The 18,292-nt window shown below is 71.3% G+C and carries 17 protein-coding genes and 2 tRNA genes; 17 read left to right on the plus strand and 2 right to left on the minus strand.

Annotated elements, in window-relative coordinates; genetic code table 11:
• Window positions 1-57: 57 nt before the first annotated feature.
• The 7 genes from ACFXAZ_RS21200 (at window position 58) to ACFXAZ_RS21230 (ending at window position 9,652) form a co-directional block, all read left to right on the plus strand.
• Entirely contained in the window at window positions 58-1,557 is a 1,500-nt protein-coding gene (locus ACFXAZ_RS21200) for an SDR family NAD(P)-dependent oxidoreductase (RefSeq protein ID WP_384593287.1), read from the plus strand.
• A 239-nt stretch (window positions 1,558-1,796) separates the two neighbouring features.
• Complete coding sequence (locus ACFXAZ_RS21205) at window positions 1,797-3,833, plus strand: hypothetical protein (RefSeq protein WP_384593290.1); 2,037 nt, start codon at window positions 1,797-1,799, stop codon at window positions 3,831-3,833.
• Between the two features lie 237 nt (window positions 3,834-4,070).
• Window positions 4,071-5,177, plus strand: a complete 1,107-nt coding sequence (proB, locus tag ACFXAZ_RS21210; protein WP_384593391.1) for a glutamate 5-kinase — start codon at window positions 4,071-4,073, stop codon at window positions 5,175-5,177.
• Between the two features lie 428 nt (window positions 5,178-5,605).
• On the plus strand, window positions 5,606-6,100 hold the full coding sequence (locus ACFXAZ_RS21215; RefSeq protein ID WP_384593292.1) for a hypothetical protein: 495 nt from the start codon (window positions 5,606-5,608) through the stop codon (window positions 6,098-6,100).
• Between the two features lie 377 nt (window positions 6,101-6,477).
• The gene (locus tag ACFXAZ_RS21220) at window positions 6,478-7,764 is read left to right on the plus strand and encodes a glutamate-5-semialdehyde dehydrogenase (protein WP_384593295.1); all 1,287 of its coding nucleotides are present in this window, start codon (window positions 6,478-6,480) and stop codon (window positions 7,762-7,764) included.
• Between the two features lie 59 nt (window positions 7,765-7,823).
• The gene (locus ACFXAZ_RS21225) at window positions 7,824-8,408 is read left to right on the plus strand and encodes a hypothetical protein (protein WP_384593298.1); all 585 of its coding nucleotides are present in this window, start codon (window positions 7,824-7,826) and stop codon (window positions 8,406-8,408) included.
• 167 nt (window positions 8,409-8,575) lie between these two features.
• Window positions 8,576-9,652 (plus strand): hypothetical protein, encoded by a 1,077-nt coding sequence (locus ACFXAZ_RS21230; protein ID WP_384593301.1) that lies wholly within the window; start codon window positions 8,576-8,578, stop codon window positions 9,650-9,652.
• Between the two features lie 985 nt (window positions 9,653-10,637).
• Here the strand turns inward: ACFXAZ_RS21230 and ACFXAZ_RS21235 are convergent.
• Window positions 10,638-11,765, minus strand: coding sequence for a M48 family metallopeptidase (locus ACFXAZ_RS21235; RefSeq protein ID WP_384593304.1), 1,128 nt, complete (start codon window positions 11,763-11,765; stop codon window positions 10,638-10,640).
• A 105-nt stretch (window positions 11,766-11,870) separates the two neighbouring features.
• Between ACFXAZ_RS21235 and ACFXAZ_RS21240 the strand changes: the two genes are divergently transcribed.
• The 9 genes from ACFXAZ_RS21240 (at window position 11,871) to ACFXAZ_RS21280 (ending at window position 16,775) form a co-directional block, all read left to right on the plus strand.
• On the plus strand, window positions 11,871-12,032 hold the full coding sequence (locus ACFXAZ_RS21240) for a hypothetical protein (protein WP_384593307.1): 162 nt from the start codon (window positions 11,871-11,873) through the stop codon (window positions 12,030-12,032).
• Between the two features lie 130 nt (window positions 12,033-12,162).
• Window positions 12,163-12,327 carry a hypothetical protein gene (locus ACFXAZ_RS21245; RefSeq protein ID WP_382688962.1) on the plus strand — a complete coding sequence of 55 codons (165 nt, stop codon included), beginning with the start codon at window positions 12,163-12,165 and terminating at the stop codon, window positions 12,325-12,327.
• A gap of 44 nt (window positions 12,328-12,371) precedes the next feature.
• Entirely contained in the window at window positions 12,372-12,998 is a 627-nt protein-coding gene (nadD, locus tag ACFXAZ_RS21250) for a nicotinate-nucleotide adenylyltransferase (protein WP_384593310.1), read from the plus strand.
• A 16-nt stretch (window positions 12,999-13,014) separates the two neighbouring features.
• The gene (locus ACFXAZ_RS21255; RefSeq protein WP_384593313.1) at window positions 13,015-14,739 is read left to right on the plus strand and encodes a LytR C-terminal domain-containing protein; all 1,725 of its coding nucleotides are present in this window, start codon (window positions 13,015-13,017) and stop codon (window positions 14,737-14,739) included.
• 69 nt (window positions 14,740-14,808) lie between these two features.
• On the plus strand, window positions 14,809-15,252 hold the full coding sequence (gene rsfS / locus ACFXAZ_RS21260; RefSeq protein WP_382688971.1) for a ribosome silencing factor: 444 nt from the start codon (window positions 14,809-14,811) through the stop codon (window positions 15,250-15,252).
• Window positions 15,243-15,920: a histidine phosphatase family protein gene (locus ACFXAZ_RS21265; protein WP_384593317.1), complete on the plus strand. Its 678-nt coding sequence runs from the start codon at window positions 15,243-15,245 to the stop codon at window positions 15,918-15,920. The genes rsfS and ACFXAZ_RS21265 overlap by 10 nt, the downstream gene beginning before the upstream one ends.
• 117 nt (window positions 15,921-16,037) lie before the next feature.
• A tRNA-Ala gene (locus tag ACFXAZ_RS21270) sits at window positions 16,038-16,110 on the plus strand.
• Between the two features lie 251 nt (window positions 16,111-16,361).
• Window positions 16,362-16,538 carry a hypothetical protein gene (locus ACFXAZ_RS21275; RefSeq protein WP_384593320.1) on the plus strand — a complete coding sequence of 59 codons (177 nt, stop codon included), beginning with the start codon at window positions 16,362-16,364 and terminating at the stop codon, window positions 16,536-16,538.
• Window positions 16,539-16,541: 3 nt separating this feature from the next.
• Window positions 16,542-16,775: a hypothetical protein gene (locus ACFXAZ_RS21280; RefSeq protein WP_003976229.1), complete on the plus strand. Its 234-nt coding sequence runs from the start codon at window positions 16,542-16,544 to the stop codon at window positions 16,773-16,775.
• Here the strand turns inward: ACFXAZ_RS21280 and ACFXAZ_RS21285 are convergent.
• On the minus strand, window positions 16,754-18,010 hold the full coding sequence (locus ACFXAZ_RS21285; protein ID WP_384593324.1) for a glycosyltransferase 87 family protein: 1,257 nt from the start codon (window positions 18,008-18,010) through the stop codon (window positions 16,754-16,756). The genes ACFXAZ_RS21280 and ACFXAZ_RS21285 overlap by 22 nt on opposite strands.
• 140 nt (window positions 18,011-18,150) lie before the next feature.
• On the opposite strand from ACFXAZ_RS21285, the gene ACFXAZ_RS21290 reads away from it, so the two are divergent.
• Window positions 18,151-18,223: transfer RNA gene (locus ACFXAZ_RS21290), tRNA-Ala, on the plus strand.
• Window positions 18,224-18,292 lie beyond the last annotated feature (69 nt).

Here is an 18,292-nt window from a genome sequence, read left to right on the forward strand (position 1 = left end):
CGGTAACCATAAGTGGGAGCATTTGCAAGCTCCCAGTCGCCCCGAGGTAGGTCATCTGTGTCACAGCACATTGCCAAACCCCGTACCACCGCCGTCATCCTGGCCGGTGGGACCGGTCAGCGGGTGGGTCTGTCCATTCCCAAGCAGCTGCTGAAGATCGCCGGCAAGGCAGTCATCGAACACACGCTGACCACCTTCGAGAAGACCGATTCCATCGACGACGTGATCGTGCTGATGGCACCCGGATATGTGCCCGACGTGGAGAAGATCGTCGCCAAGGCCGGATTCCGGAAGATCTCCCGGATCATCGAGGGCGGCGCCACGCGGAACGAGACGACGGAGCGTGCCATCGCCGCCCTGGGCGCCGACCTGGCCGACGGTGAGGACCTCAACGTCCTCTTCCACGATGCCGTACGACCGCTGCTCTCGCGCCGCGTGATCGACGACTGCGTCAGCGCGCTGGAGCGCTATCAGGCCGTCGACGTCGCCATCCCGTCCGCGGACACCATCATCGTCACGCGCACCCACGGCGACGACGGCGAGTTCATCACGGAGATCCCGGACCGCTCCCGGCTGCGCCGCGGCCAGACCCCGCAGGCGTTCAAGCTGTCCACCATCAGGCGGGCCTACGAAGTGGCGGCGGGCGACCCCAACTTCCAGGCCACGGACGACTGCACGGTCGTGCTGAAGTACCTCCCCGATGTCCCCATCCACGTGGTCGCGGGCGACGAGTACAACATGAAGGTCACCCAGCCCGTCGATGTCTTCATCGCCGACAAGCTGTTCCAGCTCGGCTCCACGGCCGCGCCGGAGCAGAAGGGCGAGGAGGCGTACGGCGAACTGCTCGGCGGCAAGACGGTCGTGGTCTTCGGCGGCTCCTACGGCATCGGCAAGGACATCGGCGCCCTCGCCGAGTCCTACGGCGCCACCGTCTACGCCCTGGGCCGCTCCACCACCGGCACCCACGTGGAGAACCCGGAGGACATCGACGACGCGCTGTCCAAGGCGTACGCCGACACCGGCCGGATCGACTACGTGGTCAACACCGCGGGCGTGCTGCGCATAGGCAAGCTCGCCGAGACCGACAACGCCACCATCGAGGAGGCGCTGAAGGTCAACTACCTGGCGCCGGTGCAGATCGCCCGCTCCGCCTACAAGTATCTGGCGGAGACCAAGGGCCAGTTGCTGCTCTACACCTCCAGCAGCTACACCCGAGGTCGCGCCGAGTACAGCCTCTACTCCTCCACCAAAGCGGCCATGGTCAACCTCACCCAGGCGCTGTCCGACGAGTGGGCCGGCGACGGCGTCCGCGTCAACTGCGTCAACCCCGAGCGCACGGCGACCCCGATGCGCACCAAGGCGTTCGGCCAGGAGCCCACCGGCACCCTGCTCTCCTCCGAGGCCGTCGCCCGTACGTCGCTCGACGTGCTGCTGTCCGAACTGACCGGCCATGTCATCGACGTCCGCCAGCAGGATCCGACGGCGAGCGCGGGCCAGGCATCCGGTTTCGAACAGGCACTGGCGGGCGTGCTCGACCGTCAGGACGGCGTGGCCTGACCGTCAGGACGGCATGCCCGCACCGCCGGGGCGCCAGGGTGGCGTGGCATAATCGCCACCTCCTGGCCCTCTGTCATTCAGGCCCTTGTGTGTTCCGGTTCGCCGAGTAATCACAGGGGCCTGAGTCCGTGAATTCCACAATTTTACATCGAATTTTCAAGTAGTTCTCAGGAATTTTACAGAATTTGCCGACGCCCGCGCAGTCTCACCCTGGGCACCCCTCTCAGAGCAGGTTTTCCGTGATAACCACCGCTATTCGCGTCGCCCGGGTGGGCAGCGCCGCCGAGTTGGCCGCGGCCGTGCTGATGATGCTCGGCTTTCCGGTGCTCATGCTGGCCGCGCTCATACCCAGCATCCCCGTTTTCGCCGCCGCCGCGGCCGTGACCTACCTCGCGGATCACTATTTGCACCGCAAAGGCAGCTATCTGATCAACCGCCTGAGCAAGGTGCGCGCGGGCCTGTCGATCCGCTTCCTGATCCGCGAGCTGCTGCTGGTGCTGCTGCTGGCCCGGGTGTCCCTCTCGGACAACCTGATGTTCTACGGCGCCGTCGCCGCCTTCATCGCCTTCTACGGCCTCCAGGCCCCGCACGGCGCGCTGGTCACCCTGATCCGCAACCGCCGCCGGATGCCGGTCGCCACCCGCAACGTCGATCTGGGCGCCCGGATCCGGATCCCGGACGCCCCGCCGCGCTGGCTGCTGGACCGCTCCGCCGAGAAGGTGCTCCACCTCGACCTCGCCGCCGTCACCGGGGTGCTGATCTCCGTGGAGTTCGACTCGGCCGTGGCCGGCTTCATCGGCATCGGCCTCACGGTCGGCCTGGGCGCCGCGTACGTCCTGGCGCTCGCCCCGTATGTACGCGGCCGGCGCATACCGCCCCGCGCGGAGACCGTGCTCGCCGCCGTCGACGACTGGCTGCGCGGCTACCGCCCGCAGACCGTGCTCTACTTCTCCGGCTCCAAGGAGTCCGCGTACCAGGTCAACATGTGGCTGGAGACCATGGAACAGCTGGACTCCAAGCCGCTGATCCTCCTGCGCGAGCGGGCCATCCTGGAGCGGATGGCGCCCACCACCGCCCCGGTCGTCTGTGTGCCCGGCGGGGTCCATCTGATGAACATGGACCTGTCGACCGTGCAGGTCGCGCTGTACGCGGCGAACGTCGGCAAGAACATCCACCTGCTGCGCGTCCCCACCATGAAGCACGTCTTCATCGGCCACGGCGACAGCGACAAACTGGCCAGCGTCAACCCGTTCAGCAAGGTGTACGACGAGGTGTGGACCGCCGGGCGCGCGGGCCGCGACCGCTACGCCATCGCCGACGTCGGCGTCCGCGACGACGACATCGCCGAGGTGGGCCGCCCGCAGCTCGCGCCGATCCGGTCCTGGCAGGGCGTCCCCGAGGACCGGATCCCGACCGTGCTGTACGCGCCGACCTGGGAGGGCTGGGACGACAGCCCCGGCAACACCTCCCTCCTGCTGGCCGGCGAGAACATCGTCCGCGCGCTGGTCACCGCCGACCCGCCGGTCCGCGTCCTGTACAAGCCGCACCCCTTCACCGGCACCCGCAGCCCCGCCGCCAAGGCCGCCCACCAGCGGATCACCGCGCTGGTCCAGCAGGCCGCCACGGAACGCGCCGCCGGATCCGCCTTCACCGCCGACCCCGCCGCCGAGACCGCCGCCCGCGCCGAGCTGACCCGCGTCGAGGCCCGGCTCGCCGCACTCTCCGGCGGCGGCGAGGACGGCGACGAGGCCGAGGCCACCCGCGAGGGGGTGGCCGACCTCGCCACGTTCCAGGAGATCGCCGGGCTGCGCACCGAGTGGAACGACGCCTACTGGCGCTCCTTCCCCACCTGGCAGCACCAGGTGATCACCGACGCCGAGCCGCGTCTGTACGACTGCTTCAACGTCTCCGACGCGATGGTCTCCGACATCTCCTCCGTCGTCTCCGACTTCATCGCGAGCGGCAAGCCGTACGCGGTGACGGACTCCGCCGAGCTGGGCACGGAGGAGTTCAAGCGGCAGAACACCGCCGTACGCGCGGCCGTCATCCTCTCCAACAGCGCCGCCGAACTGGGCAGACTGCTCACGGCGGTGCGCGACCCGGCGACCGACCCGCTGGCGGCGGAGCGGCGCGACCTGAAGCGCTACCTCCTCGGCCCGGACGAACCGGCGTCCATCGTCCAGTTCAACACCGCGGTGAAGGCCCTGGCGGCGAAGGCGGACAGCCGCAACCGGGGGCAGGAGACCCGGACGGCGGCGACGGAGCTGGCGGGCTGAGCCGGACGGCTCCGCCCGGCGCGGGTGTCCCGGGGCCGTCCCGTGCGCGCGGGCTCGCCCACGGCGTACGCCCGGCGCGACGGTCCGCGGAAGCGGAGGCCGGAGTCACCGACAGCCCGCCCTGTCCGCTGCGTGAAATCGATGCGCGGCACACCAACCCCTTCGCGTAGATTGCCGGGCGAGGCAGCGGGAGCTACGCGAGAGGCGATCACCAACGTGGCAGGGGCAAGGCAGGCCGTGCGCGAGGCCCGCAGGATCGTCGTCAAGGTGGGTTCCTCGTCGCTGACCACGGCGGCGGGCGGACTGGACGCCGACCGCGTCGACGCCCTGGTCGACGTGCTGGCGAAGGCCCGCAGCGGGGGGGAGAAGGAGATCGTGCTGGTCTCCTCCGGAGCCATCGCCGCCGGACTGGCCCCGCTGGGCCTGCGCCGCCGCCCCAAGGACCTGGCCCGCCAGCAGGCCGCCGCCAGCGTCGGCCAGGGCCTGCTCGTCGCCCGCTACACCGCCTCCTTCGCCCGCCACGGCGTCCGCGTCGGCCAGGTGCTGCTCACCTCCTACGACATGAGCCGCCGAGCCCACCACCGCAACGCCTCACGCGCCCTCGACAAACTGCTCGCGATGGGCGCCCTCCCGGTCGTCAACGAGAACGACACCGTCGCCACCGACGAGATCCGCTTCGGCGACAACGACCGGCTCGCCGCCCTCGTCGCCCACCTCGTCCGCGCCGACCTGCTGGTACTGCTCTCCGACGTCGACGGCGTCTACGACGGCGACCCCGGCAAGCCGGGCACCGCGCGGATCGCCGAGGTGAGCGGCCCGCAGGATCTCGCCCACGTCGAGACCGGCAGCGTGAGCAGGGCGGGCGTCGGCACGGGCGGCATGACCACCAAGATCGAGGCGGCCGGGATCGCCGCCGCGGCCGGTATCCCCGTGGTGCTGACCAGCGCGATCCACGCCGCCGACGCCCTGACCGGGCAGGACACCGGCACCTACTTCCGTCCCACCGGCAAACGCTCCGCCGACCGTCTCCTCTGGCTCCAGCACGCCTCCACCCCCCAGGGCGCCCTGATCCTGGACGACGGCGCGGTACGTGCGGTCGTCGAACGCCGCAAGTCGCTGCTCCCGGCCGGGATCGCCGCCGTCGAGGGCGAGTTCAGCGCCGGCGACCCGGTCGAGCTGCGGGACACCAGCGGCCACGCGGTCGCCCGTGGCCTGGTCAATTTCGACGCGAGGGAGATCCCGCGGCTGATCGGCCACTCCACCCGCGAACTCGCCCGTGAGCTGGGCCCGGCGTACGAACGGGAGGTCGTACACAGGGACGACCTGGTCGTCCTGCATCCGTAAAAGAGCTGATTCGTCCGCCACCGGTGGGGGACGTTCCGTAAAACGGCCCCACGGAGCCTTGCGGCCTGCTCAACTTTGTCTGGGCGACACATTCGCAAGAGCACTGCGTAAGCCAGAACCACCGCGTCAGCCAGGACGACCGAGCCAGCCGAGAAACACCGCGTCAGCCAGGACCGCCGAGCCACCGAGCCAGCCGAGAACACCGCGCAAGCCACGAGCACTGCACGAGCCGGGAGCAGTGCGTCAGCACCACGTCATCAGCCAGCGGTACCGCGTCAGCGGGCGGTACCGCGTCAGTCGGCAGTACCGCGTACGTACGTCAGCAGCACTGGTATGCCACACAGCACTGGGTAGGCCGCGCGGCCCTGGAGCCGCGCGACCACGTAGCCGGACCCGGACGACGGGACCGAGGCACTGAGGAGGCCGCCGTGAGACGAGTGCGTCCTGGGACAGCGGCGTCCCGCGCCGGTGCCGCCGGGGCGGCCTCCCGCCCGGCCGGCGAGGAGCGCGCCCTGACCAGCGTCGCGGCCGGCGACCGCTACCAGCGCGAGAGCGAGCACGAGGGCGGGCGCCCCGGCGACGCACCGCGCCTGTGGCACGTCACCCTCAGCGTCTCCGGCGAGGCCGCCGAGCTGAAGGAGGTCCGCCGCGCGCTCTCGCAGCTCGCCCACGACCACCCCTTCCTGCTGACCAGCCGTTATGCCGTCGATCACGCCGAGATCCGGTACTGGGAGGAGGCCCGCGACCTCCACGACGCCGCCGCCGTCGCCCTGCGCCTGTGGGGCGAGCACCGCCAGACGGCCGGCCTCCCGCCCTGGGAGATCGTCGGCCTTGAGGTCATCGACCGCGAGACCTACCACCAGCGCATCGCCGAGGGCTACGGCCCGCCTCCGGCGTCGCCGGTGGGGGTGCATCCGTTCTGAGGGCGGGGCCCGGGGGAGGCGGCCGGGCGGCGGGCGGGCGGCGGGCGGTGTGGCGCTGGCTCGCGGGGGGCTGCGTGACCTGTGTGCCCTGGGCGGGTCCGGGCGACGGGCGGGTCCCTGGCCTACGTGAGCCCGTGGTCTGCGCGAGCCCGTGGTCTGCGCGAGCCCGTGGCCCGCGTGAGCCCGTGGCCCGCGTGAGCCCATGGCCTGGGCGGCTCGTGCGGTCCCCGTGGTCCAGGCGACGGGTGCGGCAGGTGGGACGCGCGTGACCGGTGCGGCCCCCGTGCCGCACGGGGCGCCCCCGGCCCCGTCCGGTGGATGTCTCGCGGTTCGGGACAAGCGCCGAAACGGTACGCCGGGCGCACTACCCTGCCCTTATGACCACGCTCTCTCCGTACGACTCGATGTCCCCGGTCACCGAGGCCGCCTACCGGGCGAAGGCCGCCGCCGCCGACCTCGCCCCGCAGCCGCGGGCCGCGAAGGACGACGCGCTGCTCGCCATCGCGGACGCCCTGGAGGTCCGTACGGCGGAGATCATCGAGGCCAACGCCAAGGACATCGCCAAGGCCCGCGAGGCCGGCACCAGCGAGGCGATCATCGACCGGCTCACCCTCACCCCGGAGCGGGTACGGGCCATCGCCGCCGATGTCCGGGACGTGGTCGCGCTGCCCGACCCGGTCGGCGAGGTGGTCCGCGGCTCGACCCTGCCCAACGGCATCGACCTGCGCCAGGTCCGCGTCCCGCTCGGCGTCGTCGGCATCATCTACGAGGCCCGCCCCAACGTCACCGTCGACGCCGCCGCCCTCTGCCTGAAGTCCGGCAACGCGGTGCTGCTGCGCGGCTCCGCCTCCGCCTACGAGTCGAACACCGCCCTCGTGAGGGTGATCCGGGACGCGGTCGGCGGCGCCGGGCTGCCCGCCGACGCCGTGCAGCTGGTGCCCGGCGAGAGCCGGGAGAGCGTGCGCGAGCTGATGCGGGCCCGCGGTCTGGTCGACGTCCTCATCCCGCGTGGCGGGGCCTCGCTCATCCAGACGGTCGTCGCCGAGTCCACCGTCCCGGTGATCGAGACCGGCACCGGCAACTGCCATGTCTACGTCGACGCCCAGGCCGACCTCGACATGGCCGTCGAGATCCTGATCAACTCCAAGGCCCACCGGGTCAGCGTCTGCAACGCTGCCGAGACCCTGCTGGTCCACCAGGACATCGCCGCCGACTTCCTGCCCCGCGCGCTGGACGCCCTCGCCGAGGCCGGGGTGACCGTGCACGCCGACGAACGGGTGATGGCGTACGCCAAGGACTCCCGCGCGACCGTCGTCGAGGCGACGGCCGAGGACTGGGAGACGGAGTACCTGTCCTACGACATCGCCGCCGCGGTCGTGGACTCCCTGGACAGGGCCGTCGAACACATCCGGCTGTGGACCTCCGGCCACACCGAGGCCATCGTCACCACCTCGCAGCAGGCCGCCCGCCGTTTCACCCAACTGGTCGACTCCACCACGGTCGCCGTGAACGCCTCCACCCGCTTCACCGACGGCGGCCAGTTCGGCTTCGGCGCCGAGATCGGCATCTCCACCCAGAAGCTGCACGCCCGGGGCCCGATGGGCCTGCCCGAGCTGACCAGCACGAAGTACATCGTGACGGGGGACGGGCACGTACGGCGCTGACGGGCGCGTACGGCACGCCGTCCCGGCAGACGGATGAATTTCCATACCGTCTGCCCAAATTGACCCCCCAGGTCTACTCTGGACATGTGCCGGACGACGTGGGGGGCACGCCGTTCCAGGACGGCTGGATGCCCGACGACCACGACCGCGGAATGTCGGACGAAGAGTTCGCCGCCGTGGTCTTCGACGAGGCCTTCATCAAGGCGGCGGCGGTCCATGAGCCGACCGCGGTCGAACGCCTCCTGGCCGCCGCGCAGGGGAGAGCGGAGGCGTCCGAGGCCGAGGCCCGCCGCGCCCACGCCAGAGGCGACCACTACGACGACCGCTACGGCGATGGCCGAGACCTCGGCCACGACCCCGAGCTGGACGACCTCGACGGCTTCGACGACGACTACGGCCCCACGGGCCACGGCAAGCAGATCCGCTGGCACCGGGCCGTCGCCTGGCTGCTCGCCCTCGTGATGGGCATCGGCATGGTCGCGCTGGCCTTCGCCGCGGTCTACCGGGGCGCCTCCTCCAGCCGCCAGGACCCGGTCCCGCCACCGGCCACCACCGGAGTCGAACAGGGCGGCCGGGCAGCGGCCCCCTCGGCCTCCGCCTACCACCTCCAGCCCACCGCCTCGGCCGTCCCTCGCACCCCCTGAGGGCCCGCCCCCGGCGATCCGGTCCACCACCGAGGGTGACTCTCCGGCACCCTCACCGGGATCTTCCGCGCTATCCGGAACGCCCCGGCCCACTTTGGTGAGGACCTGTCAGAAGTTGGCGCGTAGCAGGGCGTTTACCGAAGCGTCAGGAGACCTACCCTGAAGATATGGGCGGACCTGGAGACCCACCGGAGGGGACACCCGAAGGCGCCCCCGGCGGTGCGGACGACGAATACCGATCCGTCGTTTTCGACGAGTCGTTCGTCCGGGCTGCCCGGCTCCAGGAGTTCTCCGCGCAGGAGCGGATGGGTGACGACGCCCCCGCCGTCCGCCGCCGCCCGCCCATGCGCCGGGGCCTGCCCCGGCAGGCGCTGATCCTGGTCCTGCTGATCGCGGTCGCCTTCGGCACGGCGGTCTACATGGGCGTCCGCAGCCCCTATGACAACCAGGCCACGACCGCCGACGACCCCGTCGAGCCGCTGCGGATGACCGTCGTCCCGCTCACCCCGCCCGGCGAGGTCCCCGGCACCACCGACACCGCCCGGCTGTACGCGAACAGCCCGGCCGCCCAGTTCCGCGTCGGCGCCGAGGGGATACCGCTGCCGGCCACCCGAAGCACCGAACACTTCTCGGACAGCCAGGTCGTCACCGCCCTGACCACCGCCAAGGACTACCTCGTCCGCTCCTCGCTCTACCCCGAGGTGCTCACCGGCGAGGAGGTGCGGCCCGTACGTGTGATGCTCGACCCGGACCAACTCGACCAGTTCGACGAGAGCTTCGACCAGCCCGCCGCCGACGGCCGGCACGCCGCCACCGGCTGGCTGGTCCGCTTCGACCCCGAGGCCGTCGAACTCGCCGACCCCCAGATCCGCGTCCAGGGCACCCTTCGGGCCACCGAGACCGACGCCGCCACGCTGGAGGTCGTCTCGGACCACATCTTCGTCTACGCGCTGCGCCCGGCCGGTGCCGACGCGGACGCCGAGGCGTCGCTGTTCACCGTCCGGCGCGAGCTGCGCTTCAGCTTCGACCTCGACGACCTGCGCCTGCACCAGGCCCGGCTCCAGACGTCGTACGCCCAGGCCGGCCCCCTCTCCTGCGCCGACGACTCGGCGAGCCTGCTCCGCCCCCTGCTCGCCGGCCAGACACCCAGGACCGGCGGCCCAGCGGGCACCGACCCGTACGCCACCGGCAGCACGACGGCCCTGTGCGGCACCTTGGCGAAGGAGACACAGCCGAGGGTTTGAGGGCGGGGGTGGGTGACGCGGGCGGGTGAGCGGGGTGAGTGACCGAGGTGGGTGAGCGTGGTGGGCGGCGCGTGGTGGATGAGCGGGGTGGGTGAGCGTGGTGGATGCGCGAGGTGGGTGAGCGGGGTGGATGACGCGGGTGGGTGACCGGGGTGGATAGGCGCGGTGGATGCGCGAGACGGGCGACGCGGGTGAGTGACCGGTGCGTGTCCGGTGGGGGCCAGCGACCGGTCTGTGGCCGGGATCCGGCGGTGCATGGGGGCGACGGCGGCGTGAAGGGCTGCGGCACGTACGACGGCCGGGACAACGGCAGGACCGGGGCGGGGCACTGTCCGAGCCCTCACCCGCCTCCGTCTCACGCCCCCGTCACGACCTCGGTCTCAGGCCCTGCCCCCGGACGCGGGCCCCCAGGCCGCGAGCCCTGGTCACACAGCCCCAGCCACACAGCCCCAGGCCGCAGCCGCACGCCCAGGCCACACGCCCAGGCCACACGCCCAGGTCTCGGCCCCGTCATCGCCCCGCCGCCCAGACCAGTCACCGGCCCGCCCCAGCGGTCGGCGGGACGGAGGAAGCCATCGCCGGTGAACCCCGCCACCGACGGCCTGTTTCACGAGGCGCTGGGGCCGCCGCCGTAGCAGTGCGGGCCGCCCCTGTCCGCTCAGGCCGCCGGGCCCGCCGAGTGCACCCGGCACTTCCGGATCCGGCGGGGCGCCGTCCCGCTTCCGGACCCGGCGGGGCACCTCGCCCGTTCGGCCCATGCTGCCCGCTGGCCCGCGCTGCGAGCCGGCCCCTGCTGCCCGTCAGACCCGTGGTCGGCGAAGCCGTTGCCAGGGTTGGCCGCCGTCCGTGTGGCCGCTCTCCGAGAAGGAGAGGCCCTCGCGACGCCACCGCTTCCCGCCGCCGTCAGTCCCTCCCGCCGGCGGCCCGCCAGCCCCCGTCCGCCGACGTCGCCTCTCCCCGCCCCTCCTCGCCACCTCTGCCCGTGTCAGTTCCCGTCGCGCGGCGGGTCCTCCGTGCGGGTCGTGCCGTTGGGCGGGGCGTCCTTCGGCGCGGAGCCACCCGAGTTGCCGGAACCGGTGAAGCCGCCGAAGCCGCGCCGCACCCGGCCGCCCAGGTCGCCGGCGCCGCCCGCGATGTCGGTGACCAGCTTCATCAGCGGGTCCTTGGAGTCCTTCACCTGACTGGCGTAGCTCGCGGCCGACTCGCGGAAGGAGTCGGTGACGGACGTGTTCTTGTCCTCGCCCCGGCGCGGGTAGTGGCCGTCCATGATCCGCTGGTAGTCGCGGGACTCGGCCCACTTCTTCAGCTCGGCCGCGCGGACGGTGGTGAAGGGGTGGGTGCGGGGCAGCACGTTCAGAATCTTCAGTACGGAGTCGCGCAGGTCGCCGCCCGCCTCGTACTCCTCCGCCTGCTCCAGGAACGCGTCCACGTTCATCTCGTGCAGGTGGTTGCCGCCCGCGATCTTCATCAGGCCGCGCATGGACGCCTTGAGGTCCTGCCCGACCAGCAGCCCGGCCCGGTCGGCGGACAGCTCCGACTTGCGGAACCACTCGCGCAGGGCCGTCACGATCGCCATGATCGCGACATTGCCGAGCGGGATCCACGCCACGCGCAGCGCCAGGTTGGTCAGGAACAGCAGGATCGTGCGGTACACGGAGTGGCCGGAGAGGGCATGGCCGACCTCGTGGCCGACGACCGCGCGCATCTCCTCCTCGTCGAGCAGCTCGACCAGGCCGGTGGTGACCACGATGATCGGCTCGTCCAGGCCGATGCACATCGCGTTGGGCTGCGGGTCCTGGTTGACATACATCGGCGGGACCTTCTCCAGGTCCAGGATGTAACAGGCGTCGCGCAGCATGTCGTTGAGATGGGCGAACTGCCGCTCGGAGACCCGCACCGAGTCGGAGAGGAACAGCAGCCGGAGACTGCGCTCGGGCAGCAGGCCGCTGAGGGCCTTGAACACCGTGTCGAAACCGCTCAGCTTGCGCAGGGCGACCAGCGCCGAGCGGTCGGCCGGATGCTCGTACGCACGCGAGGAGATCCCCGGGAAGCGCGTTCGCTGCCTGCTCGGCACGTTCTCGTGCCCGTCGTTCTGGTGGCCTTCGTCGGACATGTCTTCCCCCATGTGCGTCTGATCGCCCCTCTGTGCCCCCGAAGCGGAGCCCAGCCTGGGCGGGGTTACCGTGGACGGGCACTACAGCGTAAGGAGTCCCCCGTCATGGACCGCATTCCCGCAGCCGCTTGGCTCACCGAGGCCGCGAGCGCCGCCGAGCAGCAGGGTGCGGGGAACCTGCTCAGAGTCGTGCTGATCGTGATGGTCGTGGGCTGTGTGCTGACTGCGTGGATCCTGTTGCGTGGCTACAGGCGGAAAGACGACTGAGCGCCGCCGAAGGTTCCCCGGCCGCCGTGCGGGGTCCCCAACGGCGGAGTCGGCGTGATCGGCGAACGGGCGCCCGCTTACGATGAGCCGACGTCTTTATCCCGCCCACACCGGATAGGTTCTGCCGAAGATGACTTTCCACAGCGCCGCTGCCCAGTTGGTCACCCTTGCCGCCGAAGGCGGGGAGCACGGCGGCAACCACCAGAGCCTCAACCCGTACTTCGTGGGCGGCTGCGCCTTCGTCATCCTGCTGCTGCTGCTGTGGATCACGACTCGTTTCAACCGCGACCGCTGAACCCGGCGGGGGCTTCCCAGGCCGGGCCGGTAGGGTCTGCACGCATGGGAGAGCAGGGCATGCCTACCGGTCCGGCGCACACCGGCAAGCGCCGCCTCGGCGTCATGGGCGGAACGTTCGACCCGATCCACCACGGGCACCTGGTGGCGGCCAGCGAGGTGGCCGCCGCCTTCCAACTCGACCAGGTCGTCTTCGTGCCCACCGGGCAGCCGTGGCAGAAGACCCACCGCGCGGTGTCCCCGGCCGAGGACCGCTATCTGATGACGGTCATCGCCACCGCCGAGAATCCGCAGTTCTCCGTCAGCCGTATCGACATCGATCGCGGCGGCCCCACCTACACCGCGGACACCTTGCGCGACCTGAGTGCCGTCAACCCGGACACCGACCTGTTCTTCATCACCGGTGCCGACGCCCTCGGTCAGATCCTCACCTGGCGTGACACCGGCGAACTGTTCTCCCTGGCACACTTCATCGGGGTCACCCGGCCCGGCCACGTCCTCGCCGATCCCGGCCTCCCGGAGGGCGGGGTCTCGCTGGTCGAGGTTCCCGCGCTGGCCATCTCGTCCACGGACTGCCGTGCGAGAGTCGCCAAGGGAGACCCGGTCTGGTATCTGGTGCCCGACGGGGTCGTGCGCTACATCGCGAAACGAGAGCTGTACCGCGGCGAGTGAGCCGAGAGGGGCACCGGTGAACGACCGATACGACGCGGGGTACGAGGGCCAGTACGAACTCGTCGGCTACGACGAGTACGGGCAGCCCGTGTACCGACAGGTCCCGCCACAGCAGCCCCAGCAGCAGCCCTACGACCCTTACGCACAGCAGACCTACGGCTACGACCCGTACGCGCCCGGCCAGCAGCAGCCCGCGCCCGCCTACGACCCCTACGGCACCGGTCAGCAGCCCGCGGCCCCGGAGCAGGGCGGCGGCTACGACAGCACCGGCACCTACCCCGCGTACGACGCCTACGACCCGTACGGCCAGACCGCGGCCGTTGGGCAGCAGCAGCCGCAGGTCGCCGAGCAGACCGCCTACATCCCGCAGCAGGCGGGCCCGCCCGACCCGGTCCCCGACCAGCAGCCCGGCACGCAGGACACCGGCACGCAGGATTCCGGCGCCCGGGCGCCGCGCGAGGACCGCGACTACCGCACCGAGCAGTTCGCCTTCGTCGAGGAGCCCGACGGCGACTCCGAGGACGTCATCGACTGGCTCGCCTTCACGGAGAACCGCACCGAGCGCCGTGAGGAGGCCAAGCGCCGCGCGCGCGGGCGGCTGATCGCCGTGGTCGTCGCCCTGGCCGTGTTCGTGGCCGGCGGCGTCGGCTACCTGTGGTGGGCCGGAGAACTCCCGGGCGTGTCGTCCTCGGACGACAGTGGCGGCGGTACGACGACGGCGGGCGCCCAGAAGCGGGACGTGATCGTCGTCCATCTGCACGACACCAAGGGCGGCGCCACCTCCACCGCCCTGCTGGTCGACAACACCACCACCAAGCAGGGCACGACCGTGCTGCTGCCCAACGCGCTCGCCCTGACCGGCGACGACGGCGCGACCACCCTGACCAAGTCCGTCGAGGACGACGGCTCCTCCGGCACCCGTGAGGCCCTCGACACGGCCCTGGGCACCTCCATCCAGGGCACCTGGCGGCTCGACACGCCGTATCTCCAGAACCTGGTCGACCTCGTGGGCAACATTGAGGTCGACACCAATGCCGATGTCCCCGACCCGGACGCCGACGAGGGCGCGGCGCCCCTGGTCCGCAAGGGCACCCAGCAGACCCTCAGCGGCAAGACGGCCGTCGCCTACGCCACCTACAAGGCGTCCGGCGAGACCCAGGAAGCCCAGCTGGAGCGGTTCGGGCAGGTCATGCAGAGCGTGCTGCGCAAGATGTCGTCCGACCCGCAGGCCGCCACGACCACCGTGCAGACCCTCGCGCAGATCCTCGACCCGTCCCTCACCGACAACGACCTCGGCGCGTTCCTCGCGGCCCTGTCCGACCTCGCCAAGAGCGGCGACTACAAGACCGAGCTGCTGCCCGTGGAGACCGACGGCACACTGAACGCGCAGGCCAGCGCCGGTGTCGTCAAGGACGTCCTGGGCGGCACGGCGGAGAACCCCGACGACGGCACCGCCGTCCGCGTCTCCGTCCAGAACGCCACCGGTGTCCAGGACCGCACCGAGGACGCGCGCGTGACCCTCCTCAACGGCGGCTTCACGTTCCTGGAGGGCGGCACCGCCTCCGCCGCCGAGGCCACCACGGAGATCACCTACGCGGACGACGCCGAGAAGGAGAACGCCACCGAGGTCGCCAAGACCCTGGGACTGCCCACCGAAGCGGTCACCAAGGGCGAGGTCTCCTCGAACGCGGACGTGACGGTGATCCTCGGCCAGGACTACGAACCGGCGGGGGCGAGCTAATGGCGTGGGGCACTGTCGGCGGTCCGTGAGACCCTTGGGGGCAAGTGACCGTCTACGGAAAGCCTTGTAGTGACCGCTACCGACCGCTCCCTGGAGCTCATCAACTCCGCCGCGCAGGCCGCCGCCGACAAGCTGGCGCACGACGTCATCGCGTACGACGTCAGCGATGTCCTGTCGATCACCGACGCCTTCCTGCTGGCCTCGGCGCCCAACGACCGCCAGGTCAAATCGATCGTCGACGAGATCGAGGAGCGGCTCCAGAAGGAGCTGGGCGTCAAGCCCGTGCGCCGCGAGGGCGACCGCGAAGCGCGCTGGATCCTCCTCGACTACGTCGACATCGTCGTCCATGTGCAGCACAGCGAGGAGCGGGTCTTCTACGCCCTGGAGCGGCTGTGGAAGGACTGCCCCGAGATCGAGCTGCCCGCCGACGCCCGCGCCACCCGAGGCAAGGCGCAGGAGCACGCCAGGCACGAGGCCGCCGAGGAGGCCGAGAAGGCGGGTGAGTGGCGTTGAGCACCGCCGCGGGGTTCTCGTTCGCCGGTGCCCCGCGCGGGCGCCGGCTCATCCTGTGGCGGCACGGCCAGACCGCGTGGAACGTGGAGCGCCGCTTCCAGGGCACCACGGACGTCGACCTGACCGAGACCGGCGTCGCCCAGGCCCGGCGCGCCGCCCGGCTGCTGGCCTCGCTCCAGCCCGACGCGATCGTCGCCTCCGACCTCAAGCGGGCCGCGGAGACGGCCGCCGAGCTGGCCGCCCTCACCGGCCTGCACGTGAGCCGTGACGAGGCCCTGCGCGAGACCTACGCGGGCGTCTGGCAGGGCCTGACCCACGAGGAGATCATCGAGCGCTACGGCGACCAGTACGCGGCCTGGAAGCGCGGCGAGCCGGTGCGCCGCGGCGGGGGCGAACTGGAGACCGAGGTCGCCGACCGTGCCGCCCCCGTGGTGCTGCGGCACGCCGAGAAGCTGCCCCCCGAGGGCACGCTCGTGGTGGTCAGCCATGGCGGCACGATCCGCACCACGATCGGCCGGCTGCTGGGCCTGGAGGCCCAGCACTGGGAGAGCCTGGGCGGCCTGTCCAACTGCTGCTGGTCCGTCCTGGGCGAGGGCGCGCGCGGCTGGCGCCTGCTGGAGCACAACGCCGGCACGTTGCCCGAGCCGGTCCTCGGCGACGACACCTGAGCCCCCGGCGGCGCCCGGACCCGCCGGTCGCGGCACCGCCGGGCCCGGATTTCACTTTCCGGCAGGTCGCAGGCTAAAGTTCTTCTTGTTCGCCCCGCCCGGCGGGGGAGAACGCGAGGGGCTATAGCTCAGTTGGTAGAGCGCTTGCATGGCATGCAAGAGGTCAGGAGTTCAATTCTCCTTAGCTCCACAGGATCAAGATCCCGTCCCGCGAGGGGCGGGATTTTTTTGTGTGAGGATTCCCGATCCGGCTTGAGTCACTCGGGGCCTGTGGGGCGTATAGGTCGGTAGAGGCGCTGCGGGCGCGCGTGTGCGCGTCGGCCGGGTGGACCACGGCCTGTCGTGGCCGTACTGGTACCCGGGCGTCGCTGACCGTATTGGTCCGGCCGTGGCAGAATCAAACGGCCGGAAGGGGGCGCGGCCCGACGGGAGGGAGTAGCGATGCCTGCGAGCATCACCGGGGAGGTCGGCCACCTCCTTGGCGAAGCGGCGTTGATACGGGGCACGGCCACCCGGCTCAGCTGCCCTTCCTGCGGTTCCGCGCATGTGGCCCAAGTCCTCGGCGACAACGGCGGGATCTCGTACGTGTGCACGGCCTGCGGCCACAGCTGGAGCTGATCGATGGGTGCACACAGGCGAAAGTGCGACTGGTGCGGCAGTGGTACGCCGATCGTCCGCGACATGGAACCGGTGAACCCCGACTACCAGTACTGGTGCGAGGAATGCGCGCGGGCGCTGATCATAAAGGGCGACCCGATCGAGACCTATCGGGAACTTGAGGGCGAGCCGATCTACGGCCGCCTCCTCGAAGAGCACTGCACTCTGAAGCGTTTCTACTCCTTCGTCACGGCCTGACGACCCGTGAGGACGCCGCCGCGCGGAGGGTCCTCACGGCGTGTCGCACGGCCCTCCAGGGCCACCAGGGCCAGGAAGGCGCAGCCGGCCGCCGGATAGAGGGCCGACAGCGTCAACTCGACGCCGTTCTGATGCAGTTCGGGCCGGTGCGTGCCGTGCGGGACCCACCACAGGGCGTACGAGCAGAACACCAGGGGCAGGGCCAGGGCGCCCGCGCGGTGGGCGGCGGACCCCATGAGGCGGGCCCGAGAACCGACGAGCAGGATCAGCGGCACGCACCACACCCAGTGGTGCGACCAGGACACCGGGCTGACGAGCAGCGCCGTCACCGCCACCGCGCACACCGCTGGGCCCCGCCGCCCCCGCAACTCCGCCGTGACCGCCACCGCGATCCCGGCGAGCCCCGTGAGCGCCGCCGCGAGGAGCCACCAGCCGCCTGGCTCCGCGGTGTGCAGCAGACGCGCGAGAACGCCCCGCAGGGCCTGGTTCGCGGTGTCCTCCGCATGGCCGACCCGCCCCGCGCGGAACACCATCGCGGACCAGAAGCGCCAGGAGTCCCGCGGCAGGACGGCCGCCGCCAGCAGGGTCGCGCCGCAGAACGCGAGGACCGCCCCGCGCGCGTGCCGCAGCCAGACGCCGCCCGAGCCGTACCGCAGGTGCGCGGCCACGCCGGTGGCGAGCAGGAAGACGACGAACAGGGCGGGCGTGAGCTTCACGGCCGCCGCGAGGCCGATGCCGACACCGGCCCAGCGTGCTCCCGCGCGGCGGGACAGATCCCACAGGACCAGCACCGCGAGCAGCAGATTGATCTGCCCGTAGCGCAGCGTCGTCCACACCGGCTCGCACCACACCGCCCCCGCCGCCACCCACCACACCGTCCGCACGCGCGCGTGCCCGACGAGCAGCAGCGACAGCCGCACGAACACCACCAGCAGGGCGAGGTTCCCGGCCGTCGCCAGGGTGCGCATCACCCCCGTGCCGAGCAGGGTCAGCGGGGTGAACAGCAGGGCGGCGAACGGCGGGTAGGTGGTGGGCAGTTGCGCCACCGTCGTACGCAGCGCGTACAGATCGCCGCCGGCGCGGACGGTGGCGCCCTCCGCGCGGTACACCATCAGGTCGATCATCGAGACGTCCGCGGCGCGCTGGGCCAGCCAGAACGCCGTGAACGACAGCAGGCAGATTCCCAGCGCGACCGGGGAACGGCGCTGGACTCCGGGGAACGCGATCACGGTCACGGGGGCCGACACTAGCCCCCTTATCGGGACAGAACGGAATTGATTTGGTGGTGCACCCGGTCGAGCGTGTAATGTTGGCGTCGCCGCCGGGGGACCGGGGCGACTCCCAGCAGAAGCGCGGGTCCACCGCGTGGGCGCATGGGGCTATAGCTCAGTTGGTAGAGCGCTTGCATGGCATGCAAGAGGTCAGGAGTTCAATTCTCCTTAGCTCCACAATCAGCTCGACAGCATGAAGAGAGCGCGCGAGCGGGGGGGAGCGGGGGGGGCTGGGTGTGTGGGAGC

Source organism: Streptomyces sp. NPDC059477, assembly GCF_042749375.1.
Classification (GTDB): Bacteria; Actinomycetota; Actinomycetes; order Streptomycetales; family Streptomycetaceae; genus Streptomyces.